At 32.0% G+C, this 19,246-nt stretch carries 18 protein-coding genes; 11 read left to right on the top strand and 7 right to left on the bottom strand.

Features of this window, described 5'->3' with window-relative positions; all coding sequences use genetic code 11:
* The first annotated feature begins 113 nt into the window (after nt 1-113).
* Together ACHMWN_RS11230 and ACHMWN_RS11225 are read left to right on the top strand one after the other, a co-directional pair.
* Nucleotides 114-1,562 (top strand): glyceraldehyde-3-phosphate dehydrogenase, encoded by a 1,449-nt coding sequence (locus ACHMWN_RS11230; protein ID WP_397300947.1) that lies wholly within the window; start codon nt 114-116, stop codon nt 1,560-1,562.
* A gap of 113 nt (nt 1,563-1,675) precedes the next feature.
* A complete protein-coding gene (locus ACHMWN_RS11225; RefSeq protein WP_397300945.1) occupies nt 1,676-2,461 on the top strand; it encodes a PhzF family phenazine biosynthesis protein in 786 nt (261 codons plus the stop codon).
* Between the two features lie 49 nt (nt 2,462-2,510).
* Here the strand turns inward: ACHMWN_RS11225 and ACHMWN_RS11220 are convergent, their stop codons facing one another.
* Nucleotides 2,511-3,494, bottom strand: coding sequence for a potassium channel beta subunit family protein (locus ACHMWN_RS11220; protein WP_397300942.1), 984 nt, complete (start codon nt 3,492-3,494; stop codon nt 2,511-2,513).
* A 146-nt stretch (nt 3,495-3,640) separates the two neighbouring features.
* Between ACHMWN_RS11220 and ACHMWN_RS11215 the strand changes: the two genes are divergently transcribed.
* The gene (locus ACHMWN_RS11215; RefSeq protein ID WP_397300940.1) at nt 3,641-4,588 is read left to right on the top strand and encodes a M28 family peptidase; all 948 of its coding nucleotides are present in this window, start codon (nt 3,641-3,643) and stop codon (nt 4,586-4,588) included.
* A gap of 67 nt (nt 4,589-4,655) precedes the next feature.
* On the opposite strand, the gene ACHMWN_RS11210 is transcribed toward ACHMWN_RS11215, so the two are convergent.
* Genes ACHMWN_RS11210 through ACHMWN_RS11195 form a run of 4 tightly spaced genes read right to left on the bottom strand, consistent with a single transcriptional unit; the run spans nt 4,656 to nt 8,079 of the window.
* Nucleotides 4,656-6,272, bottom strand: coding sequence for a S41 family peptidase (locus ACHMWN_RS11210; RefSeq protein ID WP_397300937.1), 1,617 nt, complete (start codon nt 6,270-6,272; stop codon nt 4,656-4,658).
* Nucleotides 6,273-6,307: 35 nt separating this feature from the next.
* The gene (locus tag ACHMWN_RS11205) at nt 6,308-6,916 is read right to left on the bottom strand and encodes an HAD hydrolase-like protein (protein WP_397300934.1); all 609 of its coding nucleotides are present in this window, start codon (nt 6,914-6,916) and stop codon (nt 6,308-6,310) included.
* Nucleotides 6,917-6,928: 12 nt separating this feature from the next.
* Nucleotides 6,929-7,420: a hypothetical protein gene (locus tag ACHMWN_RS11200; protein WP_397300931.1), complete on the bottom strand. Its 492-nt coding sequence runs from the start codon at nt 7,418-7,420 to the stop codon at nt 6,929-6,931.
* An 8-nt stretch (nt 7,421-7,428) separates the two neighbouring features.
* Nucleotides 7,429-8,079: an ABC transporter ATP-binding protein gene (locus tag ACHMWN_RS11195; protein WP_397300928.1), complete on the bottom strand. Its 651-nt coding sequence runs from the start codon at nt 8,077-8,079 to the stop codon at nt 7,429-7,431.
* Nucleotides 8,080-8,201: 122 nt separating this feature from the next.
* Here ACHMWN_RS11195 and ACHMWN_RS11190 point away from each other — a divergent pair, with 122 nt between their 5' ends.
* The 6 genes from ACHMWN_RS11190 to ACHMWN_RS11165 all read left to right on the top strand — a co-directional run bounded on the left by ACHMWN_RS11190 (nt 8,202) and on the right by ACHMWN_RS11165 (nt 13,674).
* Nucleotides 8,202-8,831: a hypothetical protein gene (locus ACHMWN_RS11190; protein WP_397300925.1), complete on the top strand. Its 630-nt coding sequence runs from the start codon at nt 8,202-8,204 to the stop codon at nt 8,829-8,831.
* Complete coding sequence (locus ACHMWN_RS11185) at nt 8,831-9,127, top strand: winged helix-turn-helix domain-containing protein (protein ID WP_397300924.1); 297 nt, start codon at nt 8,831-8,833, stop codon at nt 9,125-9,127. The genes ACHMWN_RS11190 and ACHMWN_RS11185 overlap by 1 nt, the downstream gene beginning before the upstream one ends.
* A 411-nt stretch (nt 9,128-9,538) precedes the next feature.
* Entirely contained in the window at nt 9,539-10,051 is a 513-nt protein-coding gene (locus ACHMWN_RS11180; protein ID WP_397300921.1) for a hypothetical protein, read from the top strand.
* 29 nt (nt 10,052-10,080) lie between these two features.
* Nucleotides 10,081-10,299, top strand: coding sequence for a hypothetical protein (locus tag ACHMWN_RS11175; protein ID WP_397300919.1), 219 nt, complete (start codon nt 10,081-10,083; stop codon nt 10,297-10,299).
* A 340-nt stretch (nt 10,300-10,639) separates the two neighbouring features.
* Complete coding sequence (gene sucC / locus ACHMWN_RS11170) at nt 10,640-11,833, top strand: ADP-forming succinate--CoA ligase subunit beta (RefSeq protein WP_397300917.1); 1,194 nt, start codon at nt 10,640-10,642, stop codon at nt 11,831-11,833.
* Nucleotides 11,834-12,474: 641 nt separating this feature from the next.
* Nucleotides 12,475-13,674: an ATP-binding protein gene (locus tag ACHMWN_RS11165; RefSeq protein WP_397300914.1), complete on the top strand. Its 1,200-nt coding sequence runs from the start codon at nt 12,475-12,477 to the stop codon at nt 13,672-13,674.
* Here the strand turns inward: ACHMWN_RS11165 and ACHMWN_RS11160 are convergent.
* A complete protein-coding gene (locus ACHMWN_RS11160) occupies nt 13,667-14,977 on the bottom strand; it encodes a sensor histidine kinase (RefSeq protein WP_397300912.1) in 1,311 nt (436 codons plus the stop codon). The two genes, ACHMWN_RS11165 and ACHMWN_RS11160, sit on opposite strands and share 8 nt — an antisense overlap.
* 142 nt (nt 14,978-15,119) lie before the next feature.
* On the opposite strand from ACHMWN_RS11160, the gene asnS reads away from it, so the two are divergent.
* Nucleotides 15,120-16,556: an asparagine--tRNA ligase gene (asnS, locus tag ACHMWN_RS11155; RefSeq protein WP_397300910.1), complete on the top strand. Its 1,437-nt coding sequence runs from the start codon at nt 15,120-15,122 to the stop codon at nt 16,554-16,556.
* Between the two features lie 161 nt (nt 16,557-16,717).
* Here the strand turns inward: asnS and ACHMWN_RS11150 are convergent, their stop codons facing one another.
* Nucleotides 16,718-18,358 (bottom strand): FMN-binding glutamate synthase family protein, encoded by a 1,641-nt coding sequence (locus ACHMWN_RS11150; protein ID WP_397300907.1) that lies wholly within the window; start codon nt 18,356-18,358, stop codon nt 16,718-16,720.
* A 111-nt stretch (nt 18,359-18,469) separates the two neighbouring features.
* Between ACHMWN_RS11150 and ACHMWN_RS11145 the strand changes: the two genes are divergently transcribed.
* Nucleotides 18,470-19,090, top strand: a complete 621-nt coding sequence (locus ACHMWN_RS11145) for an L-threonylcarbamoyladenylate synthase (RefSeq protein WP_397300905.1) — start codon at nt 18,470-18,472, stop codon at nt 19,088-19,090.
* The last annotated feature ends 156 nt before the right edge of the window (nt 19,091-19,246 follow it).

Below are 19,246 nucleotides of genomic sequence, written 5' to 3'. Positions count from 1 at the left end.
TGTTTTAAACACCTTGTAGCATAGATTTTTACTAGAAAATAAATAGAAAAAGATTGGGTACTCACCCGATCTTTTTTACTTTTGTGCCATTCTAATCAAATAAATTTTCTTGTATGTTAAATAAGTATCAATCAGAGTTTCAAAGCTGGATTGAAAAAGAAAAAAAAGCGCTTGAATTAATCAGTGTTGTAGGACAATTATGGTTTGACAGATCGATCGAACTCGTTCTTTTTCGAAAACCTTTATTCGATGTTGGTAGTAGTGAAATACTCGCTTATCACCAATACGCAAAAGACGTAAGTGGTAAAGATATTTCTATTTACGAAACTCTTGAATTGGCTTCTACTATTGCAAAATGCAGCTTAGCCCCTTCTCGCGTTGATGTGGGTCGTTTAGCAGCAGAATGGCTAGATGAAAACAATAAGCACTCTACAATGCGTGATTTTGTAATTAGCAAACTCAGTAAACACATTGGAAAGGACAAGATTAGCTTAAAACCGAAAGATGTTGTTTTATATGGTTTTGGAAGAATTGGCAGAATCGCTGCTAGAGAATTAATTGTACAAGCTGGAAAAGGAGAGCAATTACGTCTAAGAGCTATAGTAACTCGTACGTATAGTGATGAGGAATTGATAAAAAGAGCGGAATTATTGCGTACAGATTCTATTCACGGTCCTTTTAATGGTACTATTATAGAAGATTTTGAAAATAAAGCACTGATTATAAATGGGCAAACTATTTACCTTATTGTAGCTAAAAATCCTGAAGATGCAGATTATACGGCTTACGGCATTGAAGATGCTTTGTTAATTGATAATACGGGTGTTTTCCGTGATCGCGAAGGATTAGGAAGACATTTAAATGCAAAGGGAATTAGTAAAGTATTATTAACTGCACCTGCCAAAGGCGATATTCCTAATATAGTTACAGGAATAAATGATGGCGATTTCGATTATCAAACTGAAACTATTTTCTCAAATGCATCATGTACTACAAATGCTATTATTCCAGTATTAAAAGTAATTGATACAGCTTTTGGTATTGACAAAGGTCATATTGAAACAGTACATTCTTATACTAACGATCAAAATTTATTAGATAATTACCATAAAAAATACCGTAGAGGTCGTTCTGCAGCATTAAATTTAGTAATTACAGAAACAGGTGCAGATAAAGCAGTGGCAAAAGTAATCCCTCATTTAGCTGGAAAACTTACAGGAAATGCAGTTCGTGTACCAACACCAAATGTTTCATTAGCTATTTTAAATTTATCACTTGATAAAATTACCTCAAAAGAAGAAGTTGAAACTGTTTTAAAACAAGCTTCATTATTTGGAGATTTATCAGAACAATTGGAATATTCTGTCTCTAATGAGTTGGTAAGCAGTGATTTAATTGGCAATAGTCATGCATCTATTATTGACGGGCCTGCAACCATTATTTCTCGCGATAATAAATCTATTGTTTTATATGCTTGGTACGATAATGAATATGGATACACGCGTCAAGTTATTCGTTTAGCAAAAAGACTAGCAGGCGTAGTTAGATTGACATATTATTAATCAACTATTTTCATTCTGAGCAACGAAGAATCCCTATAAAATTACTTATAGGGATTTTTTGTTACTCCCTGAATGACAAAACTATTTGTAAATTTGAGCATAAACCAATTTACATGAAACTTCAAATTTATCAGGTTGATGCTTTTACTGATCAACTTTTTGGCGGAAATCCAGCTGCGATTGTTCCTCTAACAGAATGGCTTTCGGCACCTTTAATGCAAAAAATTGCAGCAGAAAATAATTTAGCTGAAACAGCTTTTTTCGTTCCTCAAGGTGAACATTTTGAATTGCGTTGGTTTACACCCGAAGTAGAAATTGATTTATGCGGTCATGCTACGTTAGCAACAGCGCATATCTTATTTACGGAATTGGGATATGCAAAAGATGTTATCCATTTCCATACGCTCAAAGCTGGTACATTATCCGTAAGTAAAGCCAATAATTTATATACATTAGATTTCCCATCACGACCTTTACAAATCAGTGAGGCGCCAGATGGTTTATTATTAGCTTTAGGAAATATCAACGCTGTTGAAGTTTTAAAGCTTCGAGATTATGTAGTTGTCTACCAAACTGAAGCAGAAATAGCCAGCTTAAAACCAGATTTTAATGCGCTACTAAATGTGGATACATTTGCGATTACAGTAACAGCAAAAGGTGACAAAAGTGATTTCGTTTCAAGATTTTTCGCTCCTGCAGCTGGTATAAACGAAGATCCGGTTACTGGATCTGCTCATTGTAATTTAATCCCCTATTGGGCAGAAAAATTAGGCAAGAATGAATTGCATGCTTACCAAGTATCAGAACGCAGAGGAGAATTGTGGTGCACTTTAAAAGATGATCGCGTTTTAATGGCTGGAAAAGCTATAACTTACCTTAAAGGAGAAATCTACATTTAAGATTATCATCCTGAGTTTATCATGTTAACAAGCTCAGGATGATACATTATTAAAATGGTGGCAATACAGGTTTTGTTCCCATAATTTCATCAATATTAGCCATTACTTTATCGGTTAACAAAGGAACTACCTCTAAAACTGTTAAATTTTCTTTCAGCTGTGTTGCTTTAGATGCACCCAAAATCATTGTACTTACATTAGGATTTTTAAGGCACCATGCGAGTGATAATTTAGCTAATGGCAAATTCATTTTATCAGCTAATTTTTGAAGTTCAACAACTTTTTTCATTTTCTCTTCTGCCATTACTCTATCTTTTAGCCAATCCATTCCTTTCAAATCCAATCGAGTATTTTTAGTATCACCTGTAGTATATTTTCCAGATAATAATCCAGAAGCCAATGGCGACCAAATAGTAGTGCCTAAACCATGTTCTTTAAATAGATGAAGGTATTCGTTCTCTAATTTATTGCGTTCTATTAAATTGTATTGAGGCTGCTCCATTGTTGGACCGATCAAATTGTATTGCTTAGCCACTACAATTGCTTCCATAATTTCTGCAGCACTCCATTCTGATGTACCCCAATATAAAATTTTACCTTGTTGCAAAAGCGTATTCATCGCCCAAACAGTTTCTTCAATTGGAGTTTGTTTATCTGGCCTATGGCAAAAATAAAGATCTAAATAATCAACCTGTAGCCTTTTCAAAGCTGCATTACATGCTTCAATTACATGTTTACGTGACAAGCCAACTCTATTTGGCCCTTTATTTTCTGTTCCAAAAAACACTTTACTAGATACTATAAAAGATTCTCTTTCCCATTTCTGCGATTTTAAAATCTTTCCCATTACTTCTTCTGATTTTCCTTCTGCGTACCCTTCTGCATTATCGAAAAAATTCACACCTGCATCATAAGCAATTCCCATTAATTCATCTGCAACTTTGTCACTAATTTGATTTCCAAAAGTTAACCAACTTCCTAAAGAGAGTGCACTTACTTGCAAGCCTGATTTTCCTAAACGTCTATATTCCATTTTCGTCTATATTAATTTAAAATTATGTTCCAAATTAAGATTTAAAATACAACATCCTGTGAGTTCATTAAGTTTTTACAAAACTTACACTCTTATTTTATCAGACAATATCTTTACCTTTATTTTTAAAACAAATACAAAATCGAATGAAAAAATTACTTTTAATTTCACTAGCATTCTTATTCAGCTGTAGTACAGTTAAAACCAATCAAAATATTCCTAAAACTGGCGAGCAGTTACTTAAAGATGTAGAAACACTTTCTTTAGATAGTTATGAAGGTCGAAAAACTGGAACTAAAGGTGCAGAAATGGCTAGAACATATTTAATTGGTCGCTTAAAAGAAATAGGATTGAAACCATATCCAGGTCAAAGTAGTTATGAGCAAAGTTTTGAAATTAAAGGTCGTAATGGTGCAGCTTCAGTTCAAGGCAAAAATCTAATCTCATACATTCCTGGTAAAAGTGATAATGTAATTGTGATTTCTGCACATTATGATCACATTGGAGTGATTAAGAACGAGGTTTATAATGGTGCAGATGATAATGCATCTGGCACAGCTGGATTATTACAGTTTGCTAAATATTTTTCTAAAAACAAACCAAATAACACTTTAATCTTTGCCTTATTTGATGGAGAAGAAATGGGTTTACAAGGTGCAAAAGCATTTGTTGCAAATCCTCCAGTTGCGCTGGATAAAATCAAATTGAATATTAATATGGATATGATTAGTCATAACGATAAACAAGAATTGTATGTAGCAGGAACTTTTAAATATCCAGAATTGAAACCATTTCTAGTTACAACAAATCCTAATTTAAAATTATTAATGGGTCATGATGATCCTAAACTTGGTCATGATGACTGGACAAACCAGAGTGATCAAGGTGCTTTTAATGCGAAAAATATTCCGTTTCTTTATTTTGGAGTTGAAGACCATAAAGATTATCACAAAGCAACAGATGAATACCAAAACATTAACAAGACTTTCTTTATTGATGCAGCAAATGCTATTCAAGAAGTCATTATAAATATTGATAAGCAACGTGATATAAAAGCAATTTTTAGGGAACGGTTGCAAATGAAAAAACAGTAATCTAATTACTATAAATAAAAAAGGTCGCTATATGCGGCCTTTTTTATTTATAGCTACGAAGGAATGATTAATTTTTTCTTCTAGTTCTATTTTCAATCATTCCTTTAAACTCATTGTTATTTAGATCAGAATTAATCACTTCAGATGATTGTACCGCTAAACTTTTTTCTTTAATAGCTGACAATGCCTTGGCTTGGCCAGTTACTGGAGCACCAAGATTTAAAGCATTAAGAGCTAATTTTAAGTAATTATCATTTACATTGCCAAAATCATACATTACTGTATTTGCTGGCACCTCTGATGCTGAAACATCAGGAGCAATTCCAGTATAATAACCACCTTGACCTAAAGAGTTTTTAGTTTCGAACAATGAAAAGTATACATCATATTTATTCTCGATTGTAACCGGAAAAAACCCAACAGGTTTGCCATATGTAGTAAGACCAACCAATTTCACATTTACATGAGGTTTTAAGCTATTAATAACCAATTCACTCGCTGAAGCAGTGCTTCCTGAAACAATAAAAACAACATTTGCCACACTATTTAAGGGGCCTTTTTTAGCAAATTTTGAGGTGTTATTTGCTACAGAATATGGGTCAGTCATGTAATCGTAGAGATTTACAATTTTCCCATTGGAATATTGAACTTTATTATTTCTATCCAATAAAGGTTGGTTTTTTAGAATTGTGGCTTGATTATTCTGCATAGTCGCATTATAATGCTCCGTAAACATAACTGAGCCACTTAAACTTGAAGGGGCTATTAGATTAATTAGATACTCCGCTGTTTCAATGTATCCTCCGCCATTATATCTTAAATCAACAATTAAATCCGTAACTCCAGCATTAGCAAAGTTTGCAAATGCAGCATCAAACTCTGGTTGAGAATTAGTTAACGTAGAAAATCTAGCATACGCTAAATAACCTATTTTTCTAGTACCTGCTGTTAATATTTTTGTTTTATATATTGGGCTGCTTTTAAATACTGCTTTAGTTAAGGTGATATTAAAATTATTACCTGCACTATTAATTCCTTCTAGCTTAATTGTAGTTCCATTTAATGCGGTTTCTATTGCAGAAATTTGAGAGGGAAAATTCGTCCCATACTCAGCACCATTTATTTTTGTTATCTTATCCCCACGTAAAAATCCTGTTGTTGCTGCTGGAGAACCTTGATAAATAGCCGTTGCATAAATGGCATAACTTGCATTTGAACCATAAAACCCTAATCTTATACCAAAATCATTTCCATTTCCTTCCAAATCAACAGAGCTTTTTTGGCTTCCTACAAATCCAGATGGATTTTTAGTTGTAATATCTTGTATGTATGAATATTTAGTATCTGTTGGGTCGGCTGCATAGTATTCGTATGATAAACCTGTATTTGGATTAATTTTATATCTGGTTATCGCAAAAAGCTCATTATTATAATTGCCTAAATCTGTGCTTGCATTGGTATAACTTCGTGGATTAAAAACCTGATAAGTTGGTAATGCATCATTCCAATAGTATATTTCTTTAGCATATAAAAAGATAGAATCTTTCGATAATTCAGCTCTCGTAGCTGTGGTAGGAACTACAGGAGGATCAGGAGTTGGAGTTGGTGTTACCTTAGATTTTTTACAACCAGTTATAGTTAAAATAGAAATTGCGAGTACACTAACAAGTAGTTTTATTTTCATTTTCAATAGATTACAGTACTAATTAACGTAAAAATTTACAATAGTTTCGTAATAGTTAAATAATCTACACCAAAATTGAGTGCGAAATCCTTATCGTCTACTGTATTTCCGACCATTAAAATCTCACTCTTATTTAAACTATGCTTATCGAGTATAAATTCTATGCTTTTTGAAGAGGGTTTTGGCTCAAATTCTTGAGAAAAATAAACTTTAAGATATTGTTCCAAACCATGCCATTCCATCTGTTTTATTTTATTTACTTCCTGTAAGGGTTCTCCATCAATCAATAAAAAAACCTCTTTTCTTTCTAATACTACTTCTTGTAAGAATGCAAGTACTTGGTGATATAAAAGCAGTTTTAGAGGCAAACGAGCATTTTCATGCAATAACTCAAAATTTATTTTATATTTTTCTGGTATATTAAATTTTGCAGCAGTTTTTTCAAATATGTTTTTAGCACCATGATCTATGAATTCAGCTTTCATAAATGTAATAATTTCTGCTGCACCTATCTGTTCAGTGTACTCTATAAATTCAGTAAATAGATAATAAACTTGTAATAAGTAATCCTTTTCTGGATATAGAACATTATCCAAACCTAAAATAAAAGCCTTTTTATCTTTAATATATTCTTCAAAAGCCATGGAATGAACTGATTAAATTGTTACTAACTTAAATTTTGTTTTATCATCTTTTATAAGATAAAATGCGCCATTTAAGTTTTTTTGATTGGTATCGTTAGAAATAGCATCATTATTACTAGTAAAAACGATTTCTCCATCCTTAAAAATAGCCCAATCATCTGATTTACAAATATTTTCGATATTAAAGTAGTGATCTAATTCTTCTCTATTTGGCAATAAAATTTGAATGTTAAATTCATTAAATAAAGTTTTTGCTTTAGCTACAGCTTCTATTTCAAAATGATGGATTGGCAACAGTAAATCTATTCCCTCATCTAAGCATTTATTTAAAAGGGTATGTGCCAATGTATCTTCATTTTTTGCTCCCAAACTAATTAATGAATATGCTTTAGATATAAAAGATGGCACCTCACCATAATCAGCGAGTACAGCTTGATAGGCATCAAATGCCTTTACTAATTTGAGTGCCGTAGCGGATTTACCTCCAGTAATTAATATCTTCAAAATACGATCTATATGATAAAACCATCCTTCATTGTTACTACCCTATCGCTAATTTTCGCAAGATCTTCGTTGTGAGTTACGATAACGAAAGTTTGTTCAAAATTATCACGTAAGTTAATAAACAACTGATGTAAGGCATTGGCATTTGCCGAATCTAAATTACCAGAAGGTTCATCTGCTAAAATAATTGCAGGGTCATTAACTAATGCTCTAGCTACTGCTATACGTTGTTGTTCTCCTCCAGACAATTGATTAGGTTTATGATGTGCTCGTTCACTTAATCCTAAGAGAGCTAATAACTCATAAGCCTTTTTTTCTGCTTCCTTTTTACTCTTTTTTGCGATAAAAGCAGGAATACAAATATTTTCTAAAGCCGTAAACTCTGGTAAAAGGTGATGAAACTGAAATATAAAACCGATATTTTTATTTCGAAAAACACTTAATAATTCGCCCGATAGTTTATTGATTTTTGTTCCTTTTAATTCTACAGCACCCTCATCAGGTTTATCCAAACTGCCTAAAATATGTAGCAAAGTACTTTTCCCTGCCCCAGAAGCTCCAATAATACTTACAATCTCTCCTTTGGCAACTTCAAAATCTACCCCTTTTAAAATAGGCAGATTTCCGTACGCTTTTTTTATTCCTGTGGCCTTTAGCATGGTACAAACTTAAATAAAAATTGGCTAATAGTCCATTGACCATAAAGTATGAACTAATCTCTTTAAAAAATTTTGTTTTATTAATTTTCTTAAGTAGCTTTGAAAAACAAAGCACTTTTAATATGAGCAATCAGGAAGAACAATTGAATGCCTTGAGCGACATTAGAAAAATGATGGATCGCTCATCTAGATTTATCTCTTTAAGCGGTTTATCTGGTGTATTTGCTGGGTTAACAGGTTTAGTTGGTGCTTATTTAGCCCATTTGGAGCTGACAAAATATAACAATGGCAGTTATGGCTATGGCATTGATGCTGATTTTGAAATTGAAGCTAATTTAATTAAAATAGGTTTTAGCGTATTAGTTATTGCAGTTGCTGGCGGATTTTTATTCACACTTCGTCAAAGTAAAAAGAAAAACCTTCCGTTTTGGGATAAAACAATTAAAACCTTATTGATCAATTTGGCTATCCCCTTAGTTGCTGGGGGATTTTTTATAATTGCGTTATTATTTAATGGGAATACAACTGGTTTTATTGCACCAGCTTGTTTAATATTTTATGGCTTAGCATTAATAAATGCAAGTAAATACACTTATACTGATATTCGTTTTTTAGGCATTTGTGAAGTTATTTTAGGTATCATCGCTATGTTTAATATTGGATATGGATTATATTTTTGGGCATTTGGTTTCGGTGTACTACACATCTTTTATGGCCTATTGATGTACTTTAAATATGAAAGGACAAAATAATGGTAAATCCAATTGAAGCCCTTAATAAAATATTCGATAGTCGAATAAGGCTTGGTGTAATGTCCATACTTATTGTAAATAATTCTGTCAGTTTTAACGAATTAAAACAAATGCTTGAATTAACTGATGGAAACTTAGCCTCTCACTTAAACACATTAGAACAGGCTGATTATCTAAAAGTTCAAAAAGCATTTATCGGCAAAAAAACAAATACTACCTATTTTATTACTGATTTAGGAAAACAAGCATTTAAAGCACATTTAGATGCTTTAGAGAAAATGATTAAGGGAATATAATTTTTTTACTCAATTACTTTGAAATTCAAAGTACTTTTAAAAGTAATGAGAAAAGACAACAGTATAAAAATTATTACAGCTGCAAAGTTTTGCTTCAAGTATTCATTCATTATTGGGACGTTATTGTTATTGGCGTTTATTATAACACATTACATTCCCATCTTAACTTATGGTTACTTGTATTTATCAATTGCAATAGGGATAAACCTAATCATGCTGCTTATTCTTATAGTTACCCTTACTTGTAATCCACAAAATAGAATTGAAATTATTAAAGCTATAGGACTATTGTTGATCAATATCCCTATTGTCTTTCTTTATTTATGGCTGGCTCTCTACTTTTTAGATAAATAGAAATTGATAAACTATAAAATAAATATTTTGATAGCTAGATCACTAAATACTTAAATCATGCATAATTCATTGTATTGGCTAAATTATTTTACCCAAAACCTTAAAAACAAAAGAATAGATTGGAGTATTAAACCTAGTTTAAACCAAACTGAAAGAGAAAAAATTTTAAAATCTTTGCAAGCTTGGCAGTTAGGTGAAACATCTGAAGGAACTAATTTAATAAATGCAGCAACTAAACATGCGAAACAACTGAATGATCGTCATTACACTCCAACCATTAAATTATTTATTCTTGAAGAACAAAAACATGGAAATAACCTAGGAAAATACTTAGATCTTATTGGTGAACAGCGAATAAAGAAAGATTGGGGTGATAGCTTATTTAGAAAAATAAGAGGTTTAAATACGCATATGGAGTTTTGGACAATTGCCGTAATTACAGTTGAAAGTACTGCTCAAATATTTTACCAATGCTTAAAAGATGCTACAGAATGCAAATTATTAAAACAGATTTGTACAGATATTTTAATTGAGAAGCCGCACATATTACTTTTCAGACAGAAAGATTGAGCTTGCTTTATAATGATAAAAACGCTCTGATGAGATATCTCACTTATTATTTTTACACTTGCTTTTACTTTTCTACACTACTGGTAGTTTGGTTTGCACATCGTAAATTATTTAAAGCTGGACATGTAAACTTTTATAAGTACTGGATGAAAATGAAAGCCAAATTTAAAAAGACAATTAAAAAGTTAAGGCCAGAAAAATCTATAGCATTTAAAATAAGAAATGGTGAAGAAGTTTTAGGCATATGATTAATACACCATCTTAATTTTCAAAGACTTTAATCGCTAAAACCAAATCTAGCGTACACAAAGCTAAGGTACTAAGCGAGTAAAGCGAAAAGTGGAATTGTCAACTAAAAAAGCTTTTATCGTTGCTTTTTAAATAGAAAAATAAATGGTTTTTACCCGTAACCCTGTTTGTTTTTAGCTTACATCAAATACTTTGCGCTAAAATGCATTTCCGCTTTGTATAAAGCTTTTAGATTCGTAGATTTGAGCAAATTTTTGAGCAAATGAACCGATTGTGATTAAAATAATTTTTTTAACCACTTAGGCTCCATCTGACAGATAAAAACAAAATTACAAACAGATGAATATCCACGAATATCAAGGTAAGCAAATTTTAAAAAGTTTTGGCGTTGCTGTACAAGAAGGCATTGTTGCTGATACTGTTGATCAGGCTGTAGAAGCAGCTAAGAAAATGAAAACTGACTATAACTCTGACTGGGTTGTGATTAAAGCACAAATTCATGCTGGTGGTAGAGGTAAAGGCGGAGGCGTTAAGCTAGCTAAAAACTTAGATGAAGTGAAACAACGTGCTACCGATATTTTGGGTATGCAATTAGTTACTCCTCAAACTGGTGCTGAAGGTAAAAAAGTTAACAAAATTTTAGTTGCTCAGGATGTATATTATCCAGGCGCTTCTGAAACTAAGGAATTTTATGTTTCTGTTTTGTTAAACCGTGCTAACGGAACTAACATCATCATGTATAGTACCGAAGGTGGTATGGATATAGAGGAAGTTGCAGAACACACTCCTCATTTAATTTTTAAAGAAGAAATTGATCCAAAAGTTGGCTTACAAGGTTTCCAAGCTCGTAAAATTGCTTTTAATTTAGGTTTAAGCGGTGGTGCACATAAAGAAATGGTGAAATTTATTACTGCTCTTTATAAAGCTTATGATGCTACTGATTCATCTATGTTTGAAATCAACCCAGTATTAAAAACTAGTGATGATAAAATTATTGCAGTTGATGCTAAAGTTGATTTAGATGAGAACGCATTATTCCGTCATCCTGATTATGCAGCAATGCGTGATAAATTAGAGGAAGATCCAACAGATGTTGAAGCTAGCGAAAGCAATTTGAACTACGTTAAATTAGATGGAAACGTTGGCTGTATGGTTAATGGTGCTGGTTTAGCAATGGCTACAATGGATATTATTAAAATTGCTGGTGGTGAACCTGCAAACTTCTTAGATGTTGGTGGAACTGCAAATGCTACTACTGTTAAAGCTGGTTTTAATATCATTTTAAAAGACCCGAACGTAAAAGCAATTTTCATTAATATTTTTGGTGGCATTGTACGTTGCGATAGAGTTGCACAAGGTGTAATTGATGCATATAATGAAATTGGTGATGTGCCAGTTCCAATTATTTGTCGTTTGCAAGGAACGAATGCTGTTGAAGCTAAAAAATTAATTGACGATTCCGGTTTAAAAGTTTATTCTGCAATTGCATTAAAAGAAGCTGCTGATTTAGTAACTAAAGTATTAGCGAGCTAATCAGAAAATATATTTTATTTGAAACCAGTTGAGCAATCAGCTGGTTTTTTTATTTGAACAAAATTTAAATATGAAGAATTACTAATCAAATATCTTAAGATTTAAAAGACCAGTCGAAAATCGAACTGGTCTTTTTGTCTATAGTTTTAAGTTAGTTGTTAGTTTCTATTCAGATTTTAAACTCTACTCCTATTTGAAGAGTTTTTATAGCGTCTTAAGTTAAATGAAAAAGCTCTGGTCATCCAACCAGAGCTTTAATCAAACCAAATATAAATGTACTTTTTTGTATGAACAGGACAAATATAAATATTTTTTTGATTAAAAATTCAAATTTTTATTAATTATTTTTATTTTTTTCATTAAATATTAAATAAAAAACATAAAATAATTAGTAATTACTGTAATTAATCAAAAAATTGCTTTAAAAACATATAAAAAAATAAAAAAACCAAGTTTTATCTAAAAAATATACTAATAAAATGAATTTAACTATAAAATAACAGTATAATTTTAAAAAAAACTATTTAAAATATAAATTTTGTTAAATTTTAATCAATTTTATAAAAAATTAAAAGAAATTAGAGTTCTTATTATTATAGCTTATTAAGCTATATTTGTTAATTACAAAATGGCAACTAAGAATGAATGATTTTCAAATACCATCATCTATAATTCCTGCTAACGATAATGAGCGTATTCAGAAACTTCATACTTACGATATCTTAGATACTCCAGCAGAAGATGCTTTTGACAAAATAGCTATTTTAGCAGCACAGATTTTCAATTCGCCAATTGCTCAAGTAACTTTTGTAGATCGTGAACGTGTTTTTTTCAAAACCAATATTAGTCCATTAGAAGCTACAGAAGTGGACAGAAAAGATAGTTTTTGTTCAATTGCTATCTTAAATGAGGATGTTACTCTATTTGAAAATGTACTTACCGTTCCAGAATTAGCAAGCAACCCTTTTGTAGTAATGGAGAACGGGATTAGATTTTATGCTGGGGCTCCACTTAGAACCATGGAAGGTTTACAACTAGGTACAGTTTGTGTACTAGATACCGAACCAAAGAAAGTAACACGACAACAATTAAAGATGCTGGAAACATTATCATCTATTGTTATGGATGAACTAGAGTTGCGGTTATCTACTCGAAAAGCTTTGCGAACACAAACTGACATGATGAACAGAATTGTTCATGATCTAAAAAATCCTAACACGACTATTGCACTCTCTGCAGAGTTAATTAAAAAGAAGGCAGATGATCCAAAAATTGTAGCAAACTTTGCTGATCGGATAAAAAATGCTGCAAATGGAATGCTAAGCAGTTTAAATAATATACTCGAATTATCACAAGTAGAAAATGGAGAATTCAGATTAAATCTTCAAGAGGTTGATGTTTTCCAATTATTAACATTAGTCAAAAAGAATTTTGAGCTTTTAGCCATTCAAAAAAATCAAAATATTAAAATAGTATGTAATTGTACAACTGTTATTTGGGCAGATTTGACAAGGTTACAAGATGCTTTTGAAAATTTGCTAAGTAATGCCTTAAAATATGCAAATGCAAATACCGAAATCATAATTAATGTAAATACAGCTAATGATCAATTAATTATTGAATTTAAAGATCAAGGTCAAGGATTGTCAGAAGAAGACATGGGGAAATTATTTACAAAATTTGCTAAACTAAGTGCCATACCAACAGCTAGAGAGCATTCAAATGGCTTAGGTTTATCTATAGTTAAAATGCTAATTGAGCTCCATAAAGGTAAGGTTTGGGCAGAAAGTGAAGGCAAGAACAAAGGAGCATCATTCTATATTTCTTTGCCAATTAATTAGCCAATTTGAACGAAAGGAAAAAGCTAGAGCCTTTATCTGTGTTACGTTCAAACCATATTTTTCCGCCTTGCAAATCAGTAAATTCTTTACACAACAATAACCCTAATCCAATTCCTCTTTCATTATTAGTACCATAAGTTGATATTGCTTTAAGCTTGAAAAGGTTTTCTTGTTGTTCTGGTTCGATACCTAACCCATTGTCTTTAATAGAAATACAGCAATCTTCTCCTTTTCTTTGTGTAGTTAAGGTAATTAAACCACCATTTTGAGTAAATTTAATTGCATTGTTTACCAAATTACGAATTACCAACTGAAGCATATTTTTATCAGCAAGAATAGTTAAATTATCATCTGTTTTTATCACAAGATCTACTCCTTTTCTTTTAGCAGCATTTTTTTCAATATTAAGCCCGGCTTTTAATGCTTCGCTAACATTTAACTGCTCCAATTCAACATACGAACCTTCCATCTGGGTTTTAGACCACGATAAAATATTTAATACCATGTCAGAGGTATCGCGGGTTAACTGCAATAATTGTTGCTTTAAATATTCTTTTTCATATTCATCAAGATCATGTTCGGATAACATTTCCAAATACCCTTGTATAGAATTTAATGGCATTCTTATATCATGTGAAACGATAGAAAAAAGTTTATCCTTCTCAGAATTTAGACGTTCAAGTTCTTTTTTTTGCTCTTCTATAGCGATATTTTTTTCTAATGCAGAAACACGTTCATAGTCATAATTTTTACGGATATAACTAACTACCAAATAAATTAAACCGCCAACTATAATATATGTAAAACTAAAATCAATTGTCTTGCTCAACTCATCCGTATAAACATTTGGAATTAGTTCAGGATATACATATTCAATAACTATGATTGATAAAACTAAAAGAAGATTAAGTGGCAGCCATATCTTGAAATTTTTCTTCGGTATAATAGATACACTCAAGAAAAAGACCAGTAAAAACATTAAGAAGTTTGGGCCGTTGATACCAGAATTATAAAAATAGCTACCTGTTATAGCCGCATTACACAACAAACAAAAAAGGTTAATTCCTAATTTTGATTTTCTTTTAAAACGCGATAAATAATAAAGAGCAGCACAAAAAATTAATCCAAATATGGAAAGGAAAGCGGAAACCATTAAACCCATATAAAGGTTAAATGGAATTTCAAAACACATTGAAATGAAGACAAAAAGGGAAACTGTATTGAATATCCTCTCTTCTAAAGAAAATAATTTAGGATCACCGATAAATCTTCTACTAGTTAGCTGTTTTCCTAGATATAACACAATTAACGAACAAGTAGTTTATGTAACAAACATAACGATTAAAATGAAAAATAAAAATTGATTTTAATTAAAGTAAGCACAAAGAAATAAGGAAATTAATGATTAAATCCTTATTTTTGACGCTTTTATAAAGTTACTGAGCATGATCAAGAGAGAGAAAATAATAGACTTGCTGAATTCAACAGCATTTGATACAGAAGTTACCGTAATGGGTTGGGTGCGTACTTTTCGCAACAATCAGTTTATAGCATTGAACGATGGTTCTTGCATGGGAAATATTCAAATTGTTGTTGATTTTGCGAATACAAATGAAGATTTATTGAAACGAATTACTACTGGAGCGGCTATTGCTGTGAAAGGAATTTTAGTGGAATCTTTAGGAAAGGGACAGAAAGTAGATATTAAAGCAAATTCGATTGAAATTTTAGGAGATAGCAATGCAGAAGAATATCCCTTGCAACCTAAAAAACATAGTTTAGAGTTTTTAAGAGAAAAAGCACATTTACGTTTCCGTACCAATACGTTTAACGCCGTATTTAAAATTCGCCATGCCTTAGCGTTTGCCATTCATCAGTTTTACAACGAAAGAGGATTTGTATACATGCATACTCCTGTAATTACAGCAAGTGATGCAGAAGGTGCGGGCGAAATGTTTAAAGTAACCACATTAGATTTTGATAAAACGCCAAGAACTGATGATGGAAAAGTAGATTTTTCAGCTGATTTTTTTGGTCGTGCAACTAATTTAACTGTTTCTGGTCAACTAGAAGGTGAATTAGCAGCAATGGCTTTTGGCCAGATTTATACTTTTGGCCCGACTTTCAGAGCTGAAAACTCAAATACTACTCGCCATCTAGCAGAATTTTGGATGATTGAGCCAGAAATCGCCTTTGCAGATTTAGAAAACAATATGCAATTGGCTGAAGATATGATGAAATATATCATCAGCTATGCTTTAGAAAACTGCAAAGACGAATTAGCATTTTTAAATGACCGTTTATTAGACGAAGAAAAATCTAAGCCACAACAAGAAAGAAGTGAATTATCGTTAATTGAAAAATTAAATTTCTGCTTAGCAAATGATTTCGAACGTTTAACATATACCGAAGCAATACAAATATTAAAGCACTCAAAACCAAATCAGAAAAAGCAGTTTAAGTATTTAATTGATGAATGGGGGGCTGATTTACAAAGTGAACATGAGCGTTATTTAGTAGAAAAACACTTTAAAAAACCAGTAATTTTAACAGATTATCCAAAAGATATCAAATCGTTTTACATGCGTATGAATGATGATGGAAAAACTGTTGCCGCAATGGATATTTTATTTCCTGGTATTGGCGAAATGATTGGTGGTTCGCAACGTGAAGAACGTATGGATATGCTAACAAAACGTATGCAAGAAATGAATATTCCACAAGAAGAATTATGGTGGTATTTAGATACACGTCGTTTTGGATCTGCACCACATGCAGGTTTTGGTTTAGGTTTCGAACGTTTAGTTTTATTCGTAACCGGAATGACAAATATTAGAGATGTAATCGCTTTCCCAAGATTTCCAAAAAGCGCTGAATTTTAAAGTAGTAGGAAAGATAGAAAGTCCGAAAGATACAGTCTGTAAAAAAGTCGCTTAGCAAATGTTAAGCGACTTTTTTATTTACTATTCGTCATGCTGAATTTATTTCAGCATCTTTTTAGCATGAAAGACCCTGAAATAAATTCAGGGTGACGTAATCTTTTTTAACTACTATGCGCACTTGCATTTTGATAATCCACTGCAGAAACTTTATAATCTGTAGGTGCAAAACTAGCCGATGTACTTAAAGCCATTCCTAATTCATGTTGAGATGGATATGGTGTTTGAGTTAAACTTCCCTCTGGGATATAAGGAAAAGTTTCCATGTAAGATTGCATTACATTCTGACCAATTCTTCGGTTGATATAGGCTCTAGTTAATTGATAAGGATGTCGTAAACCTGCAGCGCCCAATAATTCTACCGCACTTTGAACCGTTAATCTGTGGAAATTAAATACCCTTACTGTTTTATCTTCAACCACTAAACCTTTCATTAAACTTTCATCTTGGGTTGCAACTCCTGTTGGGCAGGTATTACTGTTACATTCTAATGCCTGAATGCAGCCTAAAGCAAACATCATCCCTCTAGCCGAATTACATAAATCTGCACCAAGGGCAATGTTTTTAACTAAATCAAATCCTGAAGAAATTTTACCAGAAGCGATAATTTTAATGTGTTTCTTCAAATTAAATCCACTCAAAACATCATACACAAAAGCAACTCCTTCACGCAAAGGCATTCCTACAGCGTTAGAAAATTCTTGAGGCGCCGCTCCTGTTCCACCTTCTCCCCCATCAACAGTGATAAAATCTACATAAATTCCTGTTTCTATCATTGCTTTGCAAATGGCAAAAAACTCACTTCTTCTGCCAATACACAATTTAAATCCAATAGGTTTTCCGTTAGATAATTCTCTCAGTTTCTTTACAAAATCCATCATTTCTAATGGAGTAGAAAATGCAGCATGTGCTGGAGGAGAAATCACATCGTAACCTTCTTTTACCAGACGTATTCTAGCAATTTCTGGTGTTACTTTCTTTGCTGGCAAAATACCACCATGACCAGGTTTTGCACCTTGAGAAAGTTTTATTTCGATCATTTTTACATTTTCAGTTTGCGAACGCTCAGCAAAAGCTTCATAATTAAATGAACCATCATGATGTCTGCAACCGAAATATCCTGTTCCTATTTGCCAAATTAAATCTCCACCTGGGCCAGCATGGTAATCACTTATACCGCCTTCTCCTGTGTTATGAGCAAAATTTCCCATTTTAGCACCACCATTTAAAGCCAAAATTGCATTCTGACTTAAAGAACCAAAACTCATGGCAGATATATTATAAATACTAGCAGAATAAGGTTGTTTGCAATCTGGTCCGCCAATCATTACACGCGGATTAACATCCAACTCATGGTGACTAATTGCTGCAATACTATGGCTTAACCACTCATAACCGTTCTCATAAACATCTAATTGTGTTCCGAACGGAATGGTATCATTATCTTTTTTTGCTCTTTGGTAAATTAATGAGCGATTTAATCTATTAAATGGTTTTCCATTGGTATCACTCTCTACAAAATATTGATAGATTTTCGGCCTCAATTCTTCCATAAAATATCTCAATCGCCCAAAAACAGGGTAATTTCGAACAATACTATGTTTAGGTTGATATAAATCGTAAATACCCAGAATAACAAATGGTCCAGTAAAAATAAAAATCCACCATAAAAATGGATGATACAATCCTAACATAATAGTTAAGGCTACTAAAAATGCGGCAATGGCTATAAATGCTTTTCTCATATTTAATTATTTAGCTCAGATAACTATCAAAAATAAGCAAAAACCTATCTCTTTAAGTAATATTAATCTAATGTTGTAAACAACTCGCACCTAATTTTGTTATTTTTACATATGCTAATCAAGATTTATCCAGAAAACCCAAATCCAAAAGCAATTGAACAAGTTGTTGAAATATTAAAAAAAGGTGGTTTAATTATTTACCCAACGGATACTGTTTATGGATTAGGTTGCGATATTACGAATCAAAAAGCAATTGAAAAAATTTGTCGCATTCGCGGGATAAAACCAGAAAAGGCTAATTTCTCATTCATTTGCTCAGATTTACGACACATTTCTGATTTCATTAAGCCAATAGACACAGTAACTTTTCGAGTATTAAAAAAAGCATTGCCAGGACCTTTTACTTTTATTTTTAACGCAAATAATAATGTACCAAAATTATTAAGTTCTAATAAAAAAACAGTGGGTATTCGTGTGCCTGATAACGATATAGCAAGGGCAATTGTTGAAAAACTAGGCAATCCGATCATTTCTACCTCTATAAAAGATGATGATGAATTGATTGAATATTCTACCGACCCAGAATTAATTTATGAAAAATATCAAGAGCAAGTTGATGCTGTAATTGATGGTGGATATGGCGACAATGAAGCGTCTACAGTTATTGATTGTACCTCAGGTGATTTTGAAATTATTCGTGAAGGCAAGGGAAATATTGAAGATTTCTTTTAAGCCAACTTATTATTACAAGCTAAAAAGTTAACTAATAGTTTCAGAAAATTCTGATAACGATAAAATTAACAGAAGATTATATTTAGTTTTCCACAAAATGAATATTTAACAATAACTTAACTTTGAAATATTGTTTTTGCGTATACATTTGTTTTT

The sequence above is a fragment of the Pedobacter sp. UC225_61 genome (assembly GCF_044452285.1).
Taxonomy (GTDB): Bacteria; Bacteroidota; Bacteroidia; order Sphingobacteriales; family Sphingobacteriaceae; genus Pedobacter.
The sequence above is the reverse complement of the archived record's forward strand: the minus strand, read 5'-3'. Positions and strand labels throughout refer to the sequence as shown.